Consider the following 25,570-nt stretch of genomic DNA (forward strand, 5'->3'; position numbering starts at 1 on the left):
AAAAGCGAGTTAGGTTGGGGTTATCCTTTGCTTAACTCGCTTTACCGATTTTATTTTATAAATGGGGGAATAAGTGATGAAAAAAATAGCTGTCCTATTATTGGCGTTATTACTTTTTTTAGTTGGTTGCGGGAATGAAGAAGCGGTTCAAAAGTCCGAACAAAAACCGGAGAATAATCCCAAAATTGTCGCGACTACTGTAGCAATTACGGAAATTATGGATAAACTGGACTTGCCGCTTGTTGGAATTCCAACTAGTTCTAAAAAACTTCCGGAACGATATGCTGATGTAAAGGAAACTGGGTCGCCTATGGGGCCGGATTTAGAAGTTATTCGGATGTTAAAGCCAGATATGGTTCTTTCCACAAAAACGCTAGAAGCCGACTTAAAAGCGGGTTTTGAGGGGGCCAATTTAAACGCGGACTTTTTAGATTTTACAAGTATTGATTCTATGCAGGCTGAAATTAAGAAACTTGGTACAGAATTTGATCGCACCAAGGAAGCGAGTAAACTAAATAACAATTTAACAAGTGAGATTGACAAGGTGAAGGCGAATGTAGCTAAAAAGAAAAAGCCGACAGTATTAATACTTATGGGCGTTCCGGGAAGTTATTTAGTTGTAACTGAAAATGCTTATATTGGCGACTTGGTCAAACTTGCTGGTGGAGAAAATGTGATTACGAACCAAAAGGTAGAATACTTGGCTTCTAATACAGAATACTTACAAAGCGCTAATCCAGATATTATTTTACGAGCTGCACATGGTATGCCCGCAGAAGTAGTAAAAATGTTCGATGAGGAATTTAAAACAAATGATATTTGGAAACATTTTGATGCTGTGAAAAATAATCGTGTATATGACTTGGATGAAAATTTATTTGGAATGACGGCTAGTTTAAACGCTCCAGAAGCACTGCGCGAAATGGAAAAGATGCTTTATGACAATTAAACAAAAAAGCTATTTTGGTGCAGTTGTTGTTTTGCTCTTTGGGACAATTTTATGGGCTGTTCAGGCGGGAAGTTTGCAGATGTCTATTCCGACTTTTTTAAGAGGCCTTTTTAGTGGTGGAAATGAGATGGTGGATGTTGTAATTGATTTGCGTTTTCCGCGGATTATTATTGCCTTGCTCGCTGGGGCGGCGCTTTCGGTTTCTGGCTTGTTACTTCAAGCTGTGATGAGAAATCCACTTGCTGATGCTGGTGTGATTGGTATTTCAGCGGGGGCGAAGTTTTTTAGTTTTGTTATCATTTTATTTTTACCGGAATTGTATTTTTGGTTGCCACTTTTTTCTTTTATTGGTGGGGCTCTTGCTTGTTTTTTAGTCTTTTTATTTAGTTATCGTTCTGATTTTAATCCACTTCGCTTCATTATAATAGGTATTGCAATTAACGCGGTTTTTACGGGGTTGAGTGATGCGTTATCATCTCAAGTAGCCCTTGTTTCTAGCCAATCTGCGAGCAGTGCAGCTAGCCTTGCAATGAAAAAATGGTCTGATGTTGAGACATTGGTAATCTATGTAACGATTGGGCTTATTTGCGCGCTGGTACTTGCTAAATGGTGTAATGTATTAGGTCTTGAGAATAAAATGGCTAGAGGTTTTGGCGTTCCAGTTAATAAAACGAGGATATGGCTTGCGCTGATTGCTGTCCTACTTGCTTCAATTACAACAGCAGTCGTCGGTGTTATAGCGTTTGTAGGTTTACTCGTACCTCATATTGCTAGAAAATTAGTTGGTGGAAATTATCAAGTTTTAGTTCCATTCTCGATTTTATTTGGCGCTTTATTGCTATTATTTGCTGATACACTTGGCAGAACGTTATTTCAACAAATGGAAATTCCAGCTTCAGTGATTATGCTCATTATCGGCGGTCCATTCTTAATCTTTTTAATGCGAAAGGGTGAATTTTATGGAAGTAAGGGACGTTAGTTTTAGTTATAATGGAACAGATGCGATTTTGAAAAATGTCTCATTTACTATCCAAAAAAATAAAATCAATACGATTGTTGGGCCAAATGGTAGTGGGAAATCTACTTTGTTAGAAATTTTGGCTAGACTTCTTTCTCCTAATTCTGGTGAAGTTTTATTAGAAGGAAAATCGATTTTTGAATGGAAAGCGAAAGAATTTGCGCAAAACGTAGCAATTGTTCATCAAAATAATATTCTTCCGAGTGAATTGACGGTCAAAGAATTGCTTTATTTTGGACGGCTACCTTATAAAAATTGGCGAATGACACGAACAAAAGCGGATGACTTAGCTGTAGAAAAAGCTTTGAAGCAAACGGAGCTAAGTGAAAAAGCAGAGAAATTTGTTGATAGTTTGTCTGGTGGGGAACGCCAACGTGTTTTCATTGCGACTGCTTTAGCGCAAGATACGCCTATTTTGCTTTTGGATGAGCCGACGACATTTCTTGATATGTACTTTCAATTGGAGATTTTAGAGTTGGTAAAGCGTTTGAATCAAGAGGGAAATTTGACTATTGTTATGATTTTACATGATTTGAACCAAGCGCTTACGTATAGCGATCATTTAGTTGTTATGAAAAACGGAGAAGTGGTAGCGAAAGGGAATCCTGAGACTTTACTAACAACAGAGCTAATAGCAGAAACGTATGGAGTTGTTGCAGAGGTGCTTTGTGACGCGAAAACAGGGAAATACATTGTTCCTCAGAAGCGAAAGGAGTTTTAGAACGTGAAAATGAAGTCGTTTTTGGGGAAAAGCCTGACTTTAGTTGTATTAGCTGTGTTTCTTTTTTCTGGTTGGAAAATCGGTGCAGAACTTTATGAAAATAACCATAACCGTACAATTTTAGATGATGCGAAGGCAGTCTACACGAAAGAAGTGACTACGACTAATGTGAACGGCGAAGTGAGAGATGAACTTAAAGCTTTGAAAAAATTGAACAAGGATATGGCTGGTTGGCTAACGATTGCTGATACAGAAATTGATTACCCGATTTTGCAAAGTACGGACAATGACTATTATTTGCATCATAATTACAAAAATGAAAAAGCAAGAGCGGGAAGTATTTTTAAAGATTATCGGAATACGAATGAGTTTTTGGACAAGAATACGATTATTTACGGGCATAATATGAAGGATGGCTCGATGTTTGCGGATTTACGAAAATATTTGGACAAAGATTTCTTGACGGCACATCCAACATTTTCGTATGAATCAGGCCTTGCGAATTATGAAGTAGAAATTTTTGCTGTGTATGAAACGACGACTGATTTCTATTATATTGAAACGGAATTTCCAGAACCAAAAGACTTTGACAATTATCTGCAAAAAGTGAAGCAACAATCTATTTATCAATCAGATGTCAAAGTAAGCGGCAAGGACCGAATTATTACACTTTCTACTTGCGATACTGCAAAAGATTATGAAAAAGGACGCATGGTTATTCAAGGAAAACTAGTAGCAAAATGAGAAAGCGCCAAAATAGGATGATTTTTGGGGCTTTTTTATTTTTTTGAAAGGGTGCGAACGATGAAATTATATCAATTAACCGATAATTATTTACGGGTGCAAGAACTTTTGGAAGAAAATAAAACCGAGGCTGTGGAAGATACGTTAGATGCGCTCACAGATGGTTTTCATGATAAAGCAGAAAATATCGTTAAAATAATTAAATCATTAGCAGCAGATGCCGAAATGGCAGGAAAAGAAGCAAAACGGCTTTTAAAACGAAAACAAGCATTAGAAAATAATGTTCAGAAATTAAAAAACTATTTACAAACAGAAATGGAACGAATGGAAATTAGAAAAATAAATAGCACACTTTTCACGATTCAAATACAGAAGAATCCAGCGAGTGTCGAAATTGTGGATGAAGCTTTGCTAAAACCGTTCTTTTTACTACAAGAACCTAAAATTGATAAAAAGCGAATTGCAGAAATACTAAAATCTGGTGAAGAAGTAGAAGGTGCTAGATTAGTAGAAAGCGAATCGATTCGAATAAGATAAATAAAACAACCAAAATCGTTAAAGTTTTTAATGATTTTGGTTGTTTTTGTTAATAATAACTATTTAAATAAGTAAAAACGTAAGATAGTTCACATTTTTGTAACAAACTGTCCCTTTTTTTGCATCTTGGGAACATTTCGCGGTTTCCTCCTATGAAATAATTAATGTTAAGTAAACAAAGGAGGAGCGGATGTGAATCGTTTGAAAAAATTAGTAACTATATTAATTTGTACTTTGCTTATAGTGTCACTTCTTCCATTTTCTGTTTGGGCAGAAGACAAAGAAGGAGTTGAAACGAACGTAGGGGAAGCAGCTACGGAAGAAAAGGTTACGCAGGAAACGACTTCAAATGAAACTACAACAGAGCCTTTGAAAGAAACGACAGTAAATGAACCAATAAGCACAAAATCATTTCCAACTGGGAATTATTCTGGGGACTTTAGTATTAATTCTCAAAAAGACGTGATTGAGTCTGGTCAGACAGTGAACTATAACATCTATTTAAAAATAACTGGACCAAACACAAGTTATAAAAATGCTAAATTGGTAATCAATTTACCGAAAAATGGGGAATTCACTCAATCATTAAGTGAACTTAAGATTGCCGGAGTAGCACCAAGTTATAACAAAACAACTCGTCAGCTTGTATACAAATATCAAACACTAAATAGTGGTGTGGTTGATAAAGTCATTCTCAAGCTGTCTACGAAAAATGGTTATACGCCAAATGGAACGAAATTAGAAGTAACAGGGGAATTTAGCGCGGATAATTTATCAGAAAAAGTAACGGAGCAAGCTGAAACAACCGTGAATGCAACAGCCACAACAGCTTTGTCAAATGAATTTACGAAAGTGGAAAATAGTATCAATAATAATCCAAGCCAAGGAGATATTGGGATTTGGTCTTTCAACTTAAATATACCGAAAAAGTCTACAGGGAGCCTTTTTATTGAAGAAGGAAAGAAAATTATTATTGAATATACGTTAGCGGATAAGCTAGATTATTTGGGAGTAGCAGGGGATACACCGGAGCCAACAAAAATCGAAGGACAAAAACTAACTTGGGAAATTGCAGCACCTACATATTTGGAACAAGAAAAAGCAACTAGTTTACTTAATAAGACTTTCCAAATTAGAACGTTCTTTCAAACAAGCATACCGAATTTTTCGACTGTAGAAAACAAAGCGGTTGCAACAACGAACTTTATTACTTTAACTGATAGCATTGTGGATACTTCAAAAGCATCAGTTTCAGTTTCTGCAAGCGATCCAGCGACAATTCCGCCGACTATCGGGAGTGTTTATGCTCCAGCACACAGAGGGCCAGTCGATGAAAATTGGGGAATTGCTACTGTGACTGGAAATCCAGATATAAAAGCATATGATAGTGCGAAATTAGGTTTTAGTTTGATGCTAAATTCGGCAATGAATGACTCACCTTCCTATGACTTCATCTACTATGATGTTTACTACAATATTGATGATAATTTAAATCTGGATTATTTCCGAAGTGGCGATTTTTATTTTAAACCAAATGTTAATTATCCTGGTTGGCCGCAGCTGAAAAAATCACCTAAATATAATTTACTCGTAAAATATGATGGTGATAATGACTGGACTACGTTAAAAGAAGATATAGAGCTGAGCAAAATGTATTCAAGAAAAGATCTTGGAATTCCAGATGATAAACATGTGAGTAAAGTATGGCTTCATTTCACATATGCACCAGCTGGCATGTACAGCGCAGATTTATCTTTCTTTACAACAGTCAAAGAAGGCTATGTGGGAGAAGTTAGAAATACCACGAAAATTAATATGTACGGCGCAGATAGTCAAGGTTATATCCATTACTTCGATGATACAAATCCTTGGCCGGAAAATTGGCAAAAATATGCTGGAGACCGGACGGCTCAAATCATACCGCAACCAATTGGGAAAAATAAATTTGTACAAGGATCGGTGGCATTTGATGATACCGATGGAAATTTGATTAACGTGGGCGATAATTCAGTTTCAGTTAATTTAGAAAGCAATAAAGCTTCTATTTCAAGGTTAACAGGTCCTTTTGAAGCGATGGTTCTTTTACCTTCTGGCGTAAAAATGAAAAACACGGATCAACAAGGCTTTAATGTTAGCGTGTTAAATAGTAATTACCAAAATTCAGGACGCCAATTACTAAAAGTCAAATGGGACAAAAAGACGCTTTTACCAGCAGAAAAATTAACAGCAAAAATTAATGTGAACGTATCAAAAGACACACCAAGTAATATGTCTGTTGAAATGTTTGGGTTCTTGCAGGATACAGATTTTAATGTGCCAGAAGTGACAGGAACTCCAACCATTTCTGATACAAAAATGGAAATCGACTCAAATGACATTAATCAAAATGGCAATTCGGAAGAGTCTAGAATCACATCAGGAAACCATTACATTTTAAATACGAGTAATCATTTGAAAATTAGTAAAAAAGCTAAGGGTAATCTCGATAAAGGGTACAGCGGATTGGCAAATGCTACAACAAATTCCATCGTATCGTATCAATTATTACTAGAAAATGATTCAGACGAAAAAATAGCCAACATGGTATTAATGGATGTTTTACCAAGTGAAAAAGATTTAGGAATTACAGATAACAGCGAACGTGGTAGTAAATTCAATTTGGAGCTAACGAAAGCAGTAGCAATTCCAAATGAATGGAAAGATAAGGTTGAAGTAAAATATAGTACTGCCAAAAACCCTAAACGTGCGGGCGTTCTCGATAAGCACACGATTTATCCAACTGGTTCAGAACCTCTAGTTGATAACCGAGAAGCAACAGAAGCAGATTGGTTAACCGCTTCAGAAGTACAAGATTGGTCTAAAATTCACTCTTTTAAAATGGAGCTAAAAGAAGGTATTGAGTGGATTCCTGGGAACTCCATGAAAATTCAATTTGATTTAAAAACACCAAAGAAAAACCAAATAGATAAGGAACTTTTAAATCAGCAAACAAAAAAAGAAGACCGAGCTGCATGGAATTCTTTTGCTGTTGCTGTAAATAATTCTCAAGTAATTGAGCCGGCCCAAGTAGGAGTGGCTTTAGATGATAGTGTTGCGCCAGTTACGGTGCAATATGTTGATCAAAACCACAAACAAATTGCCAGCCCAGAAACACTAACAGGAGCTTACGGAGAAAAATTCACTGCAAAACAGAAGAAAATTACTAACTACACCCTTGTAAAAACACCCGCGAATGTAAGTGGAACATTTAACGAAAAAGCACAGACAGTTACTTTTGTTTATCAAAAAGTGACAGCCGGAAACATCATTGTCGATTATGTCGATAAAAATGGTGAAAAAATAGCTGATTCGATTGTTTTAACTGGAAAATTAAATTCAAGTTATCGAACTTCAGCAAAAAAAATCTCGGGATATAAATTGTATCAAACACCTAAAAATGCATCGGGGAAATTTTCGAACACCTCACAAAGAGTAACGTATGTGTATGAAAAAGCCAGCACGTTTTCAATATCCTCTAATAAAGGGGCTGACAACGTGGAAAAATCGGCAAAACTACCACAAACGGGAGATTCTAAGAAAACTAATTTATGGTTTATTCTTGGAATGCTATTGCTATCAAGCACTTTTGTGATTATGAAGAAAAAATGATTTCACCAGTGTTTTAAACGTTTTTTAGGTGTTTATGATTAGTTTTGTTCACTAAAAAGACACATATTATTTTATATTTTCGCAAAAAGTGATTATTGGGTGCATTTGTTTGTTACAATTCAACAAGTCTATAAGGGATTTAACAACAGTTAGAAATAGATTATAGGAGGACAAAACGCAGTGAAAAATATCAGACAATGGAAAAAACTAGTTATTGCAATGGTTATTGGATTACTAGTATTCCAAAATGTTTCACCTGTACTAGCTACAATGACAGACGATGAAACAGCAAAAACAACATTAAAAATAATCAAAGAAGATAAAGATACAAAAGAAAAAATCAATGGTTCTACCTTTGAGATCAAGAATAAAGAAACGGGTGAAACAAACGATTTAACAATCAGTGCAAATGGTGAAGCGACTATGGATTCTCTTTTACCTGGTGACTATCTTGTTAAAGAAAAAGTTGCACCAAAAGGCTACACACTAGATGAAAAGGAATATAGTGTAACTTTAGCAGAAAAAGAAGAAGTGATTACTTCGGTTTCAGCAAAAGTGCAAGAAGAAACAACGAAAGAAGCGGCAACGCCAACACCGGTTAAAAAATCAACACAAAATGCAAATCTAAAAGCAGCTATTACGGACAATATTTTCAACAAAGTAACGCTTAAAGACGGAAATGGCGATGAAATCAACACTTCAGACCGGATTCAAAATGGTAGCGGTGTTGTGCTTAACATGAATTTTGCATTCTCTGGAAAAAATTACAAAGCGGGGGATACGTTTACAACCGTTTTACCAGATGCTTTCAACTTTGGGAATAAAAACCTAAGTGGGAACTTCTTACCTTCCACAGAAGCAGAATGGACGCTTGACGTTACAACGCGTGAACTTACGATTACTTTCTTAAAAGATGGTATTCAAGAAGGCGATTATGATGTGAATATCAGTACGGCTTTCAAAGTATTTACCTCAACAGAAGAAACGATACAAGAAGTGGTATTCAAAACAGCAGGTAAAGATACTATTTATCAAATCGAAGTTGTACCAGTAGTTAACTACCCAACAACTGTAGGAATTACGGCGAATCCAGGGGTAGTAAATCCGACAAAAGGTCAAGTGGATGCCAAGTTCAACTTAACCAAAGAAAAAGATGCTAAAGGTGAGTTGAAACTTACAGACTATGCTTCCGGTGGAACAACAACTATTGATAAAGATAGCATCAAAGTATATTCGAGTGATGTTAGTGCTGGGGGAACCTTCATTGGTACGAAAAAATTACTTGTAGAAGGCACAGATTATACATTGACATATTCTTCGACAGCTTTAGTAGTTTCGCTTAATGGTGGGCTTGCTGGGAAAGGCTACCAAGTAACATATGACCGCACAATCAATAAACCAAGTGATTCACTTTCGTACATGTCTACCCAAGCTTACACGGTTGGAGATTCTGGTATACTATCAACTAATTCTTCTTATGTCTATTTAGCGATGACCAATTACAAACATTTGGAGAAAAAAGCTACTTATAATGGTACGACACAAAGTATTGATTGGGTAATTAATTTCAACTATGACCAAGATGAAATTTCTCCTACTACTGTACTTACCGATGTGTTAGCAGATAATGATGTAGAGTATGTTGCAGATTCACTCAAAATCAAACGCGTAACATTTAATACGACAACTGGTGTGCCAATTATTGGTAGTGATGCATCAAGCGACTGGACAACATCAACAATCTCAAATAATGGGAATTTTAATTTAACGTATAAAAACACTAATACAAACGCATATCAAATCACTTATTCTACTAAAATAACTGATTTTAAAGATCGTAAAATTAAAAATGAAATTACGGATGAAAATGGCGTTTCAGCTGATGCAACCATTGCTATTCAACCTGATTTGCTGAAAAAAGAAGCAGGAAGCATTGATTACTTCAATAATACAATGAGTTGGAAAATCACTGCTAACTCAGACAAAATTAAAATGGATAACCTCAACATTACAGATAAATTTTCTACAGGTATAAAAAGCCTGAAAAGCTATACTGTTCGTGCTTATACAGATAATTTCACTAGCGTAGTATTAACAGAAGGAAAAGACTTTACTATTAATGAGAATGTCACTCCAGCAGGGTTTTATATACAATTAATTGGTGATTATGCTTCTACAGATAAAAAAATTGTAGTAGATATTGTTACTAATATTGATTTGTCTGATGTGACGAAGACGATTGATAATAAAGCGTTTATATCTTACTATGATGGGGGAACTATCAAATATGTGGAAGAAATAACTGCTTCAGCTACACCAGATGCGAAAATGATGACAAATGGTGGGAAATACGGTGCGTACAATTCAACAACAGGAAATATAGATTGGATTGTTTCTGCAAATGCGATGGCGAAAAGCTACGATAACTTGATTTTTGATGACACAATCCCGACTGGATTAACATATGTAGAAGGCTCTTTACAATATCGTAATGTGGAGTCATCAACTGAAATGATGAGTTTACAAATTCCACTTAATTCTACTGGGACATTGGCCAAAGCAGGGGATAAAAATTATCCAACCAAAGTAGATACAACTGGCAATAAAATACATTTAGAATTTGCCAATTTAGACAACACTCGTGTATTTATTAAATATAGTACAAAACCAGATGAAAATTGGTATTTCTATAAATATGTGACGAATATAGCAGAAGTTACTGATAATGGTACAGATAAGCACACATATTCTTATCAAGCCTATGCGAGTAAAGTTTTCAATGCGATGACAAAAACAGCTTCCATTGATTCAACTTATAATAATAAAGTTAACTGGACTGTAACACTTAATAATATTTCAAAAGATCGTCCTATTAATAACCCAACAATTACTGATACGATGAAAAACGGAACAACAGGAGCGCAAGTTGTAAAAAGTAGTTTTAGAGTAATTAATGAAACAACTGGGGACGATATTGACTCAAAATACTATGATATAACGTTTACAGATAAAGATTTCACCATCCAGTTTAAAGATTACAAAGCAACAGACCCAATCAAAGTAACCTATAGTACAGTTAGTTTGATGTCAGGTTTGATTAGTAACACGGCTACAACAGCATCACCTGACTATGGTAGTCTCCCAATGTCATACAAATCTAGAACAACGAATATTTCTCCAGCCTTCACCATTGGTAGTGGCAGCGGGACGGCGACAATTGGTTCACTTGAAATTACCAAAGTTGATAAAAAAGATAATACGAAAAAACTAACAGGAGCTAAATTCCAACTTTACACGCCTGAAGGAGATAAAGCTGGGCAAGAAGCAACAACTGATTCAGAAGGGAAAATCGTCATGGACGGCCTTCAATCAGGAAAATATAAACTAGTTGAAACAGCAGCGCCAACAGGATATACAATTAGTGATGAATACAAAGATGGTAAAGAAATCACGATTACTGCTGATGTAGCGACGAGCGTTACAATTGAAAACACAGAACAAACTGGTAGCGCGGTTCTGCAAAAAGAAGATAGTGCAACAAAAGATGCTATCTCTGGCGCAGAATTCGAATTGCAAACAGCAGACGGAACTAAAGTATCCGAAAACTTAGTAACAGACGCAGACGGTAAAATCGAAGTAAACGATTTAGCACCAGGGGATTATCAATTTGTAGAAACGAAAGCACCAACAGGCTATGTACTTGATGCAACACCAACGAAATTCACGGTGGAATTCAACCAAACAGCGGCAGTAGTTGTAACAAAAGAAAACACAGCCAAAGCTGGCAGCGTAGTTCTAACAAAACAAGACAGCGCAACAAAAGCTACGATAGCCGGAGCAGAATTTGAATTACAAAAAGCAGACGGAACTAAAGTATCCGAAAACTTAGTAACAGATGCTGACGGTAAAATCGAAGTAAATGATTTAGCACCAGGGGATTATCAATTTGTAGAAACAAAAGCTGCGGCAGGCTATGTATTAGATTCAACACCAAGCGAATTCACAATTGAATTTAACCAAGATAAAGCAGCAGTTGTAACAAAAGAAAACACAGCCAAAGCTGGTAGCGTAGTTCTAACAAAACAAGATAGCGTAACAAAAGCTACGATAGCCGGAGCTGAATTTGAATTACAAAAAGCAGACGGAACAAAAGTATCGGAAAACTTAGTAACAGATGCTGACGGTAAAATCGAAGTAAACGATTTAGCACCAGGGGATTATCAATTTGTAGAAACAAAAGCTGCGGCAGGCTATGTATTAGATGCAACCCCAAGCGAATTCACCATTGAATTTAACCAAGACAAGGCAGCAGTTGTAACAAAAGAAAACACCGCCAAAGCGGGTAGCGTAGTTCTAACAAAACAAGACAGCGTAACAAAAGCAGCGCTATCTGATGCGGAATTTGAACTACAAACTGCTACTGGAACTAAAGTAAAAGATAATCTTACTACGAATGCAAGTGGTGAGATAGAAGTAGCTGATTTAGCACCAGGCGATTACAAGTTTGTAGAAACAAAAGCACCAACAGGCTACGAATTAGATGCTACACCAGTTACATTTACTATCGAATTTAACCAAGCAACTGCAGTCAAAGTAACGAAAGAAAATGTTGCGAAAACTGGTAGTGTAGTTCTTACTAAACTAGATAGTAAATCAAAAAGTAATTTAGCTGGGGCAGAGTTCGAATTACAAACAAAACTTGGTGTCAGTTTGAAAGATAAAGTAGTGACAGAAGCAAATGGTCAGTTGCAAATTGATAACTTAGCACCAGGCGACTACCAATTAGTAGAAACAAAAGCACCAACAGGTTATGAACTTGATGCAACACCAGTTGAATTCACCATTGAATTTAACCAAAAAGATGCAGTTCAAGTGACTAAAACGAATAAAATGTCTACTGGATCTGTTGTGTTAACTAAAACTGATGGGCAAACAAAAGTCCCTCTTGCAGACGCAACATTCAAATTAGTAGACGCAGATAATAACGTCACAGAAAATCTAACAACAGATGCTTCTGGTAAACTGGAAATAACTAATTTAGCTCCTGGTGATTATCAATTAATTGAAACAAAAGCACCAAAAGGTTATGAATTAGATACCGTTCCAGTCGATGTGAAAATCGATTTTAATCAAAATCAAGTGCTTCAAGTAACTAAAACAAATATTAAAACTATTGTAAGCGGCAAGGTAATAGCTGAATTTGTTGATACAAAAGGAAATGTATTAGCAGAACAAGAGATTCATACAGGTTTAGTCGGGGAGAAATATATAACTAAAGCGAAATCTATCGCGGGTTATAAACTAACGAAAGACCCTACGAATAAAGTTGGCCTATACAAAGAAGCAGATCAAAAAGTAACCTTTGTATATGAGAAAAATAAATCACCACTCGTTGTCGACCCTACCAAACCAATTAATCCTTCTAAACCAACAAAACCAGTAAAACCAACAGTAAACCCTTCAAAACCAGCTACAGTGAAAAAAGCACAAAGTCTCCCTTCAACAGGAGATAATTCACTAGCTAATCTAATCATTACAGGATTATTCGCTAGTGCACTTGGACTTTTCTTACTAAGAAAATCAAAAAAAGTAAATGATTAATAATTGTAGTCGCTATTCTTAACAGGATAGCGACTTTTTTATCTATTATATATAGAAAAAAATTCCATCTTATAATGCAGAAAAAGAGGGTTTAGTATTGAAAAAGTATATTTTTAATAAAAAGTATACTATTTTTGTTCACCAAAAAGACATAATAAATTTACTTTTTCGTTCTTTAAGAACATTTTCGACTCCTCGTCTTTTGTTATAATTCAACGAGTCATAGGTCTTATACAACAGACGTAGCTTGCATAGGAGGAAAACAGCTTAATGAAATATATGGTAAAATGGAGAAATTTTTTTATCGCTGCAATTATTGGTTTACTCGTTTTTCAAAATGTTTCGCCAGTATTAGCAGCCATTGTTGATGAAAAAACAAAAGTGAAAACGCTTAAAATAATTAAAGAAGATAAAGATACAAAAGAAAAAATCAATGGTTCTTCTTTTGAAATTAAAAATAAAAAAACTGGAGAAACAAAAGAAGTTTCTATAATAGATTACGGGACAATTGTAGATCATTCACTTTCAGAAGGAGAATATATTGTTAAGGAAAAGAAGGCAGCCCCTGGGTATACTTTAGACGAACAAACTTATAACGTCACCTTAGCTGATAAAGAAGAGGTTATAACTTCTATTTCAAGCAAAAACGAAGCAGAAAAAATTCCATCTGTTACAGAACAGCCCTCTAAAAAAGGGAATCTGAAAGCAGTTATAACAGATAATATTTTTACTGCAGTAAAGGTAGAAAATGGAACTGGAAATGAACTTAGTGCGACTACCCGTATAAAAAATGGTGGAGCAGTAGTCCTGAAAATGAATTTTACTTTCTCAGGGAAAAACTACAAAGCTGGAGATACATTTAAAACGGTTTTACCAGATACATTCAACTTTGGAACGACTAATTTAACAGGAGATTTCTTGCCTTCAACTGAAGCGAAATGGGATCTGAATGCAAGCACTCGGGAATTAACTATTACTTTTTTGAAAGATGGTGTGCAAGAAGGTAATTATGATATTGAGCTTAGTACGGCGCTAAAAAGTTTCTCTGAGACAGATAAAACAAGTCAGGAAGCAGTGTTTAATACGGCGGGTGGTAATACAAATTATCAGTTAGAAATTATTCCTGAAGTAGACAAGGCTACACAGGTAATACTCGAAGCAACGCCGAGTAAACTTAATCCGGATAAAGCTACTGTGGACGCAAGATTTAATTTAACAAAAGAAACTAATGAGTTAGGGGAACTTAGACTATCGGACACTGCTTATGGGGGTTCAACTATTATTAATAGAAGTAGTATTAAGGTTTACTCAACAGATATTAGTGCTAAAGGAACTTTCATTGGCTCAAAGCAATTACTTACCGAGGGTACAGATTATGAATTGATTTATGCACCTTCAGGATTAACAATTAAATTAAAAGAAGGTCTAAAAGCAAAAGGATATCAAGTTACCTATGAGCGTTCCATTGATAAGACAAATACGTCTTTGACTACTTTAGGGACTTCAGCAACAACAGTTGGAAGCTCTGGCATGTTATCAAATGGAAGTATGACCATTTCAGTAACAATAAAAGCATATGATCATTTAACTAAAAAAGCAGTTTATAACCCTGTAACTCAATGTATTGATTGGACAATTAATGTTAATTATGATTTAGCAAATTTGACACCTGATACGGTTTTAAAAGATGTATTAACAGACGATAATGTTAGTTATGTCGCAGGTTCTTTGAAAATCAAGCAAGTCACTTTTAATGAAGAATCAGGAGAAGTAGTAATAGGCGAGGATGCGTCTAATGATTGGACTGTTTCGACTATATCAGATAACGGTAGTTTTAATATGAACTACAAGAAAACAGATAAAAAAGCGTATCAAGTAACGTATTCTACAAAACTAACCGATTTTAGTCCACGAAAAATTAAAAATGAAGTAACGGATGAAAAAGGTGTTAAAGCAACAGAAAACTTTGATTTCAAGCCAGACTTACTAAAAAAAGAAGCTGGAGAGATTGATTATTATAATAATACAATGGATTGGACTATTACAGTTAATTCGGAAGGTATTAATATGCAAAATATTAATATCGTTGACGAGTTTTCTACAGGTGTAAAAAGTTTAATCAGCTACAGTGTGTACGCTTATCCTTCTGATTCAGGCTATAACATATTAACTGAAGGTAGAGACTTCACCATCCAAAAAGACGTCACGCCAGATGGTTTTAAAATTAAACTTATCGGTAACTATGCGACAACAGATAATAAAATTGTTGTGAAAATGAAAACAAAAATTGATTTAACTGATGGAGCAAACACGCTAAATAATAAAGCCTCGTTTTCATATTTTGACGGTAGTTTAACCCAGTATTCAGAAACAATAAAGGCAGAAGCAACACCGGAAACTAGTATTTTAGCTAACGGTGGGAAGGTCGGCAAATGGAACCCGGCAACTGGTGAAATAAATTGGATTGTATCTGTCAATGCAATGGGGAAAAAATATAATAAATTGGTTTTAGATGATGAATTTCTGGATGGTACAACCTTTGTAGAGGGATCTTTACAGTATCGTAATGTAGTTAATTCATCCGAGCTGACCGACTTGAGTATTCCTCTAGAGATAAAAGGGACTTTAGCACAAGTTGGGGATGCTAATTATCCAACCAAAATAGACACATCAGCCAATAAAATACATTTAGAATTTGGTAATTTAGATACTAATCGTGTATTTGTTAAATATAAAACAAAACCAAAAGATAATTGGTTTTTCTCACAGTGGGTAAACAATAAAGCTATCGTTTCAGATAATGGAGCAGATGAACAAATATACGAAACGAAAGAGTTTGCTTTTTTGCAAAATGAAGTTATTAAGGTAGCTGGAAACATAGATAGTACATTTGGAAATAAAGTGAATTGGAATATGGAACTTTTGAATATTACTCCAGAAAGAACACTGTCTAATCCAGTTATTACCAATCGATTGGAACAAGGAAATACGGGTGCTCAGTTTATTAAAAATAGTTTTCAAGTAATTAATACAAAAACGAACGAACCGATAAACGAAGAAAATTATGATATTACTTTTGAAGGAAATACCTTTACCATTCAATTTAAAAACTATACTGCAATGGCGCCAATCAAAGTAAACTACAGCACAATAAGTTTACTTTCAGGACCAATTTCTAACGAAACTACGGTAGAAGCAGAAGATTTTAGTAATGTCCCAATGTTTTTTAAAAAGAGAAATGTGGCAGTATCACCAGTCTTTACTGTGGGAACTGGATCAGGTATTGCAACGATTGGTACGATTAAAATCACAAAAGTGGATGAAGACGATACTACGAAGAAATTAGAAGGCGCAAAATTTCAGCTTTACACACTAGATGGTGAAAAATCTGGACAAGAAATAACAACTAATTCAGAAGGTGAAATTTTACTAGATGGTATTCAATCTGGAAAGTATAAATTAGTTGAAACCAAAGCACCAGAAGGTTACAACATTAGGGATGAATACAAAGAAGGAAAAGAAATTACTGTAAGTTCATCTGGTGAGGAACTTCTTTTAACCATCAAGAATGCAATGAAAAAAGGCAATGTTATTTTAACGAAAAAGGACAGTGCATCACATGAAGTATTAGCAGATGCCGAGTTTGAATTACAAAACGCCACTGGGTCAAAACTAAAAGAAAAACTAACAACAGATGCGAGCGGTAATATAGAAATAACCGATTTAGCACCCGGTGACTATAAGTTAATTGAAACCAAAGCACCAACTGGTTACCAATTAGACGCGACACCAGTTAATTTCACGATTGATTTTAACCAGTCAGAAGCAGCGAAAGTAAGCAAAACAAATACACCAAAAACAGGCACGGTAGTGCTAACGAAAAAAGATAGTGCAACAAATGCCAAGCTAGCTGACGCCACATTTGAGTTGCGAAACGAGGACGAAACGCTAGTCCGTGAGAATCTCGTAACAGACGATAATGGAGAAATTAGTGTAGCTGATTTAGCACCCGGTGACTATAAGTTAATTGAAACCAAAGCGCCAACTGGTTACCAATTAGACGCGACACCAATTAATTTCACAATTGATTTTAACCAATCAGAAGTAGAGAAAGTAAGCAAAACCAACAAGAAAAAAATTGGTACAATTATAGTTAACTTTATAGATGTAGACGGCAATCAATTAAATGACAAGGAAGTGCATACTGGAAATGTTGGTGAAGAATACAGTGTGAAAGCTAAAGAAATCGTTGGCCATACATTGGTTAAAGATCCCGCTAACAAAAAAGGTATGTATAAAGAAACTTCACAAGAAATAACCTTTGTCTATGAGAAAAAGGCAATGCCGATTACTGTGGAACCTACTGAACCATCAAAACCAACAGAACAGCTAACAGAATCAGCTACAGTAGCAGAGCCAAAACCTATAAAACAAAATATTAAAACAACCAACAAATCACCAAATAATAAGAGAAAACTTCCTTCTACAGGAGATGAGTTCCCTTATACAATGCTATTCACTGGATTGTTTGTTAGTGTTGCTGGAGTATTCTTCTTAAGAAAACCTAAACAAATAAAATAGCAAAAAAAGCTATCCTAAGAAATTTAGGATAGCTTTTTCATTTAAATCCAAGCATCTTCTTCATTTTTTGTTAAAAGCATTTGAATACCTCGAACAATATTAAAGATAAACAGTCCAACAATAGCTATTAGTGTAAATATAAATAAGCTACCAGTAACGAAAAATGATACATTTGCGAGTAAGCCGCCATTTGTCAAAGCTGTAACGAAAACACTGGAGAAACATAGAACACCAGCGATAGTCGGAATAATGTGAGTTAGTAATGCAACTTTAGCATGATGAGTAACATCCTCTGATTTAGCAAAAATCCAAATCAATACGGGCACAATAACTGGTGCAAAGAGGATACTAAAATAACTTAAAGCATTTAAAATACGATGATCATTCATAATCAACACACCTTTCTAAGATGTCTTTATTATAGCAAGGCTAGGATTATGAAGCCCTCGTTTCAAGTTACAAAGAAGGAAAATAATATAACAAATATGTAAGAATTATACGACTTTGTTTTTAGCCTGAATAATATGAAGAAGTTGCTCTGACATAAACGCTGGCGAATGAGCAAAATTTTCTTCGGCCCCAAAAACAATCATGCCGAAAATCGCATGTGCTTGATAAGACGCAAGTAACACGGGCTCTATACTCGAACTGTCAGCTGAGTAGTCAAAGTCATTTAAAATCAGTTCCCGAATAACGTCACAAACTTGATTTTGAAAACTGGGACGGATTGTCGATTTTATAACTTGTGTATAAAAAGCTTGATGACCATAAACATGATCAAAAATTTTTATCATGGAAGGCGTAAGTGTTTGAATGGAAAAAGGCGTCTTATGTGTATAAGGGTCTTGATACGCTTTTTGTAAATCAGCCAGCACTTCATCAATGATGCTATCTAAAAGTTCTTCTTTGTCACGGTAATGTTTATAGAACGTGCCTCGGTTAACATCTGCTACTGTAACAATATCCGTAATCGTAATCTGTTGAAAAGGTTTATCATCAAGAAGAGTGAATAAAGCTTGGTTTAAGGCTTGCTTTGTTTTTTTAATCCTTCTATCCATCATTTGAAACTCCCATCCGAGAAAAATTTCCTATTACTATACATATAACGCAAAAGTGTTGCTTAATCAACAAAACAGGCTTTCTTTACATATTGAAAGCGCTTTATATCGGGGCTATAATTGAAATAAGAAGGAGTGAAATTTTATCCTTTTTAGCGTATCAAAAGTGAAGGAGGAAGTAATAATGGGGAAATTAGCTGGAAAAGTAGCAGTTGTAACAGGGGCAGCTTCTGGAATGGGGCAACAAATTGCGGTTCTTTTTGCGAAAGAAGGGGCGAAGGTTGTTGTTGCGGATTTAAATTTAGAAGCGGCACAAAAAACAGTAGCATTAATTGAAGACGAACAAGGGACAGCACTTGCGGTTGTTGCGAATGTCACGAAACAAGACGATATTGAAAGCATGATTAACAAAGCTACTGAGACATACGGAACGTTAGATATTTTAGTAAACAATGCGGGCATCATGGATAATTTTGTCCCAGCCGGCGAATTAACAGATGAGCTTTGGGATAAAGTGTTTGCGATAAATACAACTGGAGTAATGCGAGCAACTAGAAAAGCACTTCATATCTTTGAAGAAAAAGGACAGGGAGTTATCGTTAATATCGCATCTGCTGGAGGCTTGTTTGGCTCAAGAGCAGGGGCAGCGTATACAGCTTCTAAACATGCTGTCGTTGGTTTTACAAAAAATGTTGGTTTCCAGTATGCTAATAAAAATATTCGCTGTAATGCTATAGCACCTGGAGCTGTAAATACAAATATTGGTACTACTATTTATGCTCCAGATCAATTTGGGCAAGAACGTGCTATGATTGGAATGGGAACAAATCCACGAGCTGGTGATGCTTCTGAAATCGCCAAAGTAGCTTTATTTTTAGCTTCGGATGATGCTAGTTTTGTAAACGGAACGGTAATTACAGCAGACGCTGGTTGGACAGCTTACTAAAAAATAACAAATCCGCATGAGAGAATTATTTTCTTTTGCGGATTTTTTATGAGAAAATAAAAAGATGGATATTTTTTAACAACTTCGCATTTAGGGGTTGTTTCTTTGTATAGAGAGAATGAATAGTTGTGAGCATAATGGGGTATTAAATAACAAAGTGAAAGGCGGGGATGCTTTTTGGTTGAACAGTTGGTAAGTAATGCAGCGATATTACTCGCAGGATTTTATATTATTTCTTTAGTCTATAAAGAGCCAATTACGAAAGAATTATCGATAAATAGAAAAATGGTGATAGGTGTATGGGCAGGGCTGCTAGGATTTGCACTAATGATTTTTGGGATACCGATTTCAAATAATGTCATTGTTGATTTGCGTCATATTCCTATTATTATGGTGGGCTTTTACGGCGGGCCCATTCCGGCAATTGTTTCGGCGGTCATTATTACAGCTTCACGCTTTTTAATTTCAGTGAATTCTGCAGCAGTGATGGCTGGTGTAATCATGATGTTGATTGGCATTATAACAGCTCTTTTTAGCAAACGCTTAGAAAAATATAATATTTGGGGCGTTTTTATTTTGAATATTATTGCGTGCGGTTTTGTAGTCATTAACTTACATTTGATTTTAGCAAAAGAGCCAGACTTCTGGGTTAATATGTTTACATTTGTATCGATTGCGCTTGTAATTGGCGCTGTTTCCGCAGGTTTAATGAAGAATATGATTAAATCAAAGCAATTGTTCCAAAAATACGAACAAGACTCTACGCTCGATTATCTGACGCGGTTATCGAATGTAAGGCAATTTGATGAAAAAATCAACCATGTGATGGACGCCGGAAGTAGACAAGTGACATTAATGTTAATTGATATAGATTACTTTAAAAATATTAACGATACATACGGCCATGACGCTGGTGATGCCATTTTGAAACAATTAGCTATTATTTTAAAACGAAACACATCAGATGGTTCGGAAGCATTTAGAAACGGCGGGGAAGAATTTTCCATTGTCTTATTAGATTGTCCGATTGAAAAAGGTAATTTTTTTGCTGAACAAGTGCGAAAAGAAACGGAAGAGCACGATTTTATGATACCGAGTGGAAAACTAGTGAAAATTACGATTTCAGTTGGGGTTAGCAGTAGTAAAGATGGTGCTAATACAAGTGAAGGTTTGTTTAAATCTGCCGATGAAGCCCTGTATAAAGCAAAATTAACCGGACGAAATCGTGTTTGTATTGCAGATGGAAATTAGCTTGTCGCAAAAAAACGAGTACTTCTAGCAGACGTCTTATGTTATAATAGATTGTGTAATGATGAGCAAATAACTAGGAAACTAGTCCAAAAGGATGAGCTTTTAATGTTTGACTTAATGGATAACTTGCTGGGAGTACAGTCATTTGGTGAATTAAATAAGGACATGCCGACGACGCTTTTTGTCACAGATGCAGACGGTAATATTTTAATTTCTAATAAATTCACTGCGCTTACGGTCGGAATGTCGCTTGAAGAATTACTTCGTTGTAATGTAAGGGACTTAGTGGAAGACGGTGTGTACAATGATTCTGTCACGCTAGAAGCAATCCGAACCAAACAAAAGAAAACAAAAGTTATCAATACGAAGAAAGGTTTTAGTATTCGTTCGACTTCTACGCCAATTCTCTATCCAGATGGCACCGTACATTTAGTTGTTACGATGTCAGATGAAACACAACCAGATAGTTTTAAAACATGGCGTGGTGAGGCAATTTCGGGCAATAAAGAGTCACTTCTTCTTGAAGATTATAAAGAAAATGATGGCACCGTGATAGTAGCGGAGAGCGTCGCGATGAAGCAGATAGTTCGAGTGTGCAATCAAATAGCCCCGTTTGACAGTAAAGTCTTATTATACGGGGAGTCTGGTACTGGTAAAGAAGTCTTATCGCGCTATATTCATGAAAAAAGTGAACAAGCTGCTGGACCATTTATCTCGATTAACTGTGCGGCAATCCCAAAAGCATTATTTGAATCTGAGCTTTTCGGACATGAAAAAGGTTCATTTACCGGTGCGGATATTGAAAAACCCGGAATGCTTGAACTAGCTGATGGCGGCACATTATTTTTAGATGAAATTTCTGAAATGCCACTAGAGCTTCAAGCAAAAATGCTCCGAGTGCTTGAAACTGGTGAAGTAAGAAGACTGGGCTCAACAACTGAGACGAAACGGCGCTTTAGACTTATTTCAGCGACAAATCGAAACCTTGGTGAAATGGTTGAAAAAGGAACGTTTAGGCGTGATTTATATTATCGTATTAATGTAGTGCCTGTTCACATTCCAGCACTCAGAGAGCGACCGCAAGATATTATTGGTCTTGCGCGTCAGTTTATTCAAAAATTTAATCAAAAGTACCAAAAAGATTTTCAGTTAAGTGGCGACAAAACGAAAGAATTACTTTCCCATAACTGGCCAGGAAATGTACGTGAACTTAGAAACCAGATTGAACGCTTAGTTGTTATGTCTGGAAATAAAGAAGTGGCAGTGTCTGAAACAGATGATTTTGCGTTAGACTTACATTTTAAAGAGCAAACGAAAAAAGAATCACTTCATTTAAAAGATTATTTACAAGACGTAGAAAAACACTTTATATTGCGAGTGCTCGAAGAAAGTGATGGAAACGTGACAAAAGCGGCTAGTGTGCTTGGGATTCATCGCTCTGTTTTATATCGAAAACTAAAAACACTTCATTAATTTAGAAAACCTAATCGGATATGTCGATTAGGTTTTTTTGTTGCGTTTTCGCGACTGTTTTTTGTAAGAGCGCTAATTTTTATGTCGCTTTTTTGCGACGATTAATAATGTTTAAATTTATAAAGGTTGATATAAAGCCATTTTAAATGTTGGCATGAAAGTTGCTTTATAAGTAAGTGCGTATCATTACAAATATATGTGAATAATTGAACAATAAGGAGTGAGGAATTTGTCAAAAGTAATAAAAGCAAGTGAAGCAGCAAAATTAATAAAAGATGGCGATACTGTAGCTTTTAGTGGTTTCGGTTTAGCTTGTGTTAATGAAGAAATGGCTATCGCGGTTGAAAAGCGTTTTTTAGAAGAAGGGGCTCCGCGTAATCTAACCGTTATGCATGCTAGTGCGCTTGGTGATCGCAGGGAAAAAGGAATGAGTCACTGGGGACATGAAGGATTAATTAAACGCTGGATTGGTGGAATTGCGATTGCTTCTCCTAAAATGGCGAAACTAATTGAGGAAGACAAATGTGAAGCATACAATTTGCCACAAGGTGTAATTACGCAACTTTACCGGGAAATCGCAGCTAAGCGACCAGGCGTTATTACAAAAATTGGTATGGGAACATTTGTAGACCCGCGTATTGAAGGGGCAAAAATGTCCGCGAGTTCTAAAGATAACTTAGTAGAGCTATTGACGATTCACGACGAAGAATGGCTATTTTATCCAAGTTTTCCAATTCAAGTTGCGCTCATTCGTGGGACTGTGGCAGATGAATTTGGCAACTTAACGTTAGAAAAAGAAGGCTTACATATGGAAGTCTTGCCAATCGCGCAGGCAGTTCGAAATTCAGGCGGAATTGTTATCGCTCAAGTAGAATCTGTTGCGAAAAAAGGATCGCTTAACCCTAAAGATGTAAGAGTTCCAGGAATTTTAGTTGATCATATTGTTATTTCAGAACCAGAAAATCATTTCCAAACTGAAAATACGCAGTACAATCCAGCATTTTCTGGACACATTCAAGTTCCTCTTGGCGATATTGAGCCACTTGCGTTAGATGACCGTAAAGTGATTGCGCGTCGTTCAGCAGCAGAACTAGAACCACAAACCATTCTAAATTTAGGTGTAGGAATTCCAGTAAACGTTTCTACTGTTGCAGCGGAAGAAGGCGTGAGTGACCAATTAATACTAACAACCGAAGCAGGATCTGTTGGCGGTGTTCCAGCTGGTTTAGCAGATTTCGGTCATGCGTATAACAGTGAAGCTATTGTCGATCATCATTCGCAGTTCGATTTTTACGATGGTGGCGGACTTGATTTATCCGTACTTGGTTTGGCGCAAACCGACGAATCCGGTAATGTGAATGTCAGCAAGTTTGGCTCAAGAGTTGCTGGCTGTGGTGGATTTATTAACATCTCCCAATCAGCGAAAAAATTAATTTTTGCCGGAACTTTTACAGCAGGTGGATTAAAGACGCGAGTAGCTGACGGCAAACTAGAGATTTTACAAGAAGGAAAAGCTAAAAAGTTTATCAAACAAGTTCAACAAATCACATTTAGTGGTGAATATGCTTCAACGACCGACCAAACAATTCTCTATGTGACAGAGCGAGCTGTATTCCGTTTAGAAAATGGCAAAATGGTTCTAACAGAAATCGCACCAGGCGTTGATTTAGAAAAAGATATTCTTGGACAAATGGAATTCGAACCCGTTATTGCGAGTGATTTAAAAGTAATGGATAGCGGTATGTTTAGCGAACAATGGGGTGGCTTAAAAGCTATTATTGAAAAACAAACAAGAGAGGGAGTATCTATATGACAAAAGAAATAAACCGTTGGGGAGTCTTGATTGGCTCTGTTGGTGTTCTGCTTTGTACAGGTGCGGTATATGCATTCAGTGTTTTTGCTGGACCGCTTAGTGCTGCTCATGGTTGGACAATTCCACAGGTTATGATGGCATTTACAATTAATGCAGCGATTGGACCGATTCCAACTATTTTAGGTGGGATTTTAACGGATAAAGGAAAAGCGAAATGGGCCATTTTAATTGGGGGAATCCTCTTTGGGCTTGGTTTTGCACTGACAGGTTTTGCTACTTCAACGACGATGCTTTACTTGTCTTATGGTGTTCTTGCTGGCCTTGGACAAGGTTTTGCGTATTCAGGATGTCTTAGTAACACGATTCGTCTTTTCCCAGATAAACGTGGTCTTGCTTCTGGACTTATTACTGCAGGAATGGGTGGAGCGACAATTATTGCTGCACCGATTGCGAACCACTTAATTGAAACATATAACGTAATGACAGCATTTAAAATTATGGGAGCTGTTTATATCGCAGTTGTCATTGGATGTAGTTTCCTTATTCGCGTCGCACCAGCTGGTTATGCACCAAAAGGCTGGACACCACCTGCTGGAAATGCAGCTGGTATGGTAAATGTACCTTGGACTGGAATGGTTCGAACAGTTACTTTTTACCTGATTCTTTTAATGCTAGGTATTGGCGCATTCTCAGGTTTGATGATTGCTTCTAATGCATCTTTAATTGGTCAAAATATGTTTGGCTTAACGGCTGCATCGGCTGCTGCTTACGTTAGTATTTATTCACTAAGCAACTGTTTAGGCCGAGTAGTTTGGGGCGCTGTATCTGACCGTCTAGGTAGATCTAATACATTAATGATTATCTATACAGTTATTGCTTTATCTTTACTAGCACTTGCAACGCTTCAATCGGTTGTTGGGTTTGTTATCGGAATCATTGGGCTGGGGCTTTGCTTTGGTGGAACAATGGGCGTTTTCCCATCTATCGTTATGGAAAATTATGGTCCGAAAAATCAAGGTGTCAACTACGGAATCGTCTTCATTGGTTATTCCACAGCAGCCTTCTTTGCACCAAAAATGGCAGCTCAAATCGCCGGTCAAAACGGTGGCGACTTCACACAAGCTTTCTATATAGCTATCGCACTTGCTGCTGTAGGACTTTGTATTAATATTGTTTATAAATTACGTGAGAAAAAACAACCAACGAAAGAATTAGCGTAAAAATAGAGAG

The 25,570-nt window shown here is 36.2% G+C and carries 15 protein-coding genes; 13 read left to right on the plus strand and 2 right to left on the minus strand.

Going from position 1 to position 25,570, the window contains the following annotated elements:
- Window positions 1-76 precede the first annotated feature (76 nt).
- The 8 genes from isdE to OC533_RS12020 all read left to right on the plus strand — a co-directional run bounded on the left by isdE (window position 77) and on the right by OC533_RS12020 (window position 17,799).
- Complete coding sequence (gene isdE, locus OC533_RS11985; protein WP_194323578.1) at window positions 77-949, plus strand: heme ABC transporter substrate-binding protein IsdE; 873 nt, start codon at window positions 77-79, stop codon at window positions 947-949.
- Entirely contained in the window at window positions 939-1,928 is a 990-nt protein-coding gene (locus OC533_RS11990; protein WP_194323579.1) for a FecCD family ABC transporter permease, read from the plus strand. The genes isdE and OC533_RS11990 overlap by 11 nt, the downstream gene beginning before the upstream one ends.
- Window positions 1,909-2,688 carry an ABC transporter ATP-binding protein gene (locus tag OC533_RS11995; protein WP_185482328.1) on the plus strand — a complete coding sequence of 260 codons (780 nt, stop codon included), beginning with the start codon at window positions 1,909-1,911 and terminating at the stop codon, window positions 2,686-2,688. The genes OC533_RS11990 and OC533_RS11995 overlap by 20 nt, the downstream gene beginning before the upstream one ends.
- A 3-nt stretch (window positions 2,689-2,691) precedes the next feature.
- Window positions 2,692-3,432, plus strand: coding sequence for a class B sortase (srtB, locus tag OC533_RS12000; protein ID WP_194323580.1), 741 nt, complete (start codon window positions 2,692-2,694; stop codon window positions 3,430-3,432).
- Window positions 3,433-3,492: 60 nt separating this feature from the next.
- Entirely contained in the window at window positions 3,493-3,969 is a 477-nt protein-coding gene (locus OC533_RS12005) for a siphovirus Gp157 family protein (RefSeq protein ID WP_185543768.1), read from the plus strand.
- Window positions 3,970-4,161: 192 nt separating this feature from the next.
- Window positions 4,162-7,617: a MucBP domain-containing protein gene (locus tag OC533_RS12010; protein ID WP_194323581.1), complete on the plus strand. Its 3,456-nt coding sequence runs from the start codon at window positions 4,162-4,164 to the stop codon at window positions 7,615-7,617.
- Between the two features lie 180 nt (window positions 7,618-7,797).
- Window positions 7,798-13,218: a SpaA isopeptide-forming pilin-related protein gene (locus tag OC533_RS12015; protein ID WP_194323582.1), complete on the plus strand. Its 5,421-nt coding sequence runs from the start codon at window positions 7,798-7,800 to the stop codon at window positions 13,216-13,218.
- A gap of 270 nt (window positions 13,219-13,488) precedes the next feature.
- A complete protein-coding gene (locus OC533_RS12020) occupies window positions 13,489-17,799 on the plus strand; it encodes a SpaA isopeptide-forming pilin-related protein (RefSeq protein WP_194323583.1) in 4,311 nt (1,436 codons plus the stop codon).
- A 41-nt stretch (window positions 17,800-17,840) separates the two neighbouring features.
- On the opposite strand, the gene OC533_RS12025 is transcribed toward OC533_RS12020, so the two are convergent.
- Both OC533_RS12025 and OC533_RS12030 read right to left on the minus strand, forming a co-directional pair.
- Window positions 17,841-18,188, minus strand: a complete 348-nt coding sequence (locus OC533_RS12025; protein ID WP_003724594.1) for a DUF4870 domain-containing protein — start codon at window positions 18,186-18,188, stop codon at window positions 17,841-17,843.
- A gap of 105 nt (window positions 18,189-18,293) precedes the next feature.
- Window positions 18,294-18,857, minus strand: a complete 564-nt coding sequence (locus tag OC533_RS12030) for a TetR/AcrR family transcriptional regulator (RefSeq protein WP_194323754.1) — start codon at window positions 18,855-18,857, stop codon at window positions 18,294-18,296.
- Between the two features lie 184 nt (window positions 18,858-19,041).
- Between OC533_RS12030 and OC533_RS12035 the strand changes: the two genes are divergently transcribed.
- From OC533_RS12035 to OC533_RS12055, 5 genes are all read left to right on the plus strand, one after another.
- A complete protein-coding gene (locus OC533_RS12035) occupies window positions 19,042-19,803 on the plus strand; it encodes an SDR family oxidoreductase (protein WP_010991103.1) in 762 nt (253 codons plus the stop codon).
- A gap of 177 nt (window positions 19,804-19,980) precedes the next feature.
- Window positions 19,981-21,054, plus strand: coding sequence for a GGDEF domain-containing protein (locus tag OC533_RS12040; protein WP_070753797.1), 1,074 nt, complete (start codon window positions 19,981-19,983; stop codon window positions 21,052-21,054).
- A gap of 105 nt (window positions 21,055-21,159) precedes the next feature.
- Window positions 21,160-22,527 (plus strand): sigma-54 interaction domain-containing protein, encoded by a 1,368-nt coding sequence (locus OC533_RS12045; RefSeq protein ID WP_185325109.1) that lies wholly within the window; start codon window positions 21,160-21,162, stop codon window positions 22,525-22,527.
- Between the two features lie 229 nt (window positions 22,528-22,756).
- Window positions 22,757-24,340 (plus strand): acyl CoA:acetate/3-ketoacid CoA transferase, encoded by a 1,584-nt coding sequence (locus tag OC533_RS12050; RefSeq protein ID WP_045553940.1) that lies wholly within the window; start codon window positions 22,757-22,759, stop codon window positions 24,338-24,340.
- Window positions 24,337-25,560 carry an OFA family MFS transporter gene (locus OC533_RS12055; RefSeq protein WP_003739530.1) on the plus strand — a complete coding sequence of 408 codons (1,224 nt, stop codon included), beginning with the start codon at window positions 24,337-24,339 and terminating at the stop codon, window positions 25,558-25,560. Before OC533_RS12050 ends, OC533_RS12055 begins: the two co-directional genes overlap by 4 nt.
- The last annotated feature ends 10 nt before the right edge of the window (window positions 25,561-25,570 follow it).

The organism is Listeria sp. Marseille-Q6474, assembly GCF_946902005.1.
In the GTDB taxonomy this organism is placed as follows: domain Bacteria; phylum Bacillota; class Bacilli; order Lactobacillales; family Listeriaceae; genus Listeria; species Listeria innocua.

Coding starts and splice junctions, on each gene's coding strand:
- isdE (WP_194323578.1), top strand. CDS start 77: ATGAAAAAAATAGCTGTCCTATTATTGGCGTTATTACTTTTTTTAGTT.
- OC533_RS11990 (WP_194323579.1), top strand. CDS start 939: ATGACAATTAAACAAAAAAGCTATTTTGGTGCAGTTGTTGTTTTGCTC.
- OC533_RS11995 (WP_185482328.1), top strand. CDS start 1,909: ATGGAAGTAAGGGACGTTAGTTTTAGTTATAATGGAACAGATGCGATT.
- OC533_RS12005 (WP_185543768.1), top strand. CDS start 3,493: ATGAAATTATATCAATTAACCGATAATTATTTACGGGTGCAAGAACTT.
- OC533_RS12020 (WP_194323583.1), top strand. CDS start 13,489: ATGAAATATATGGTAAAATGGAGAAATTTTTTTATCGCTGCAATTATT.
- OC533_RS12025 (WP_003724594.1), bottom strand. CDS start 18,188: ATGAATGATCATCGTATTTTAAATGCTTTAAGTTATTTTAGTATCCTC.
- OC533_RS12030 (WP_194323754.1), bottom strand. CDS start 18,857: ATGGATAGAAGGATTAAAAAAACAAAGCAAGCCTTAAACCAAGCTTTA.
- OC533_RS12035 (WP_010991103.1), top strand. CDS start 19,042: ATGGGGAAATTAGCTGGAAAAGTAGCAGTTGTAACAGGGGCAGCTTCT.
- OC533_RS12045 (WP_185325109.1), top strand. CDS start 21,160: ATGTTTGACTTAATGGATAACTTGCTGGGAGTACAGTCATTTGGTGAA.
- OC533_RS12055 (WP_003739530.1), top strand. CDS start 24,337: ATGACAAAAGAAATAAACCGTTGGGGAGTCTTGATTGGCTCTGTTGGT.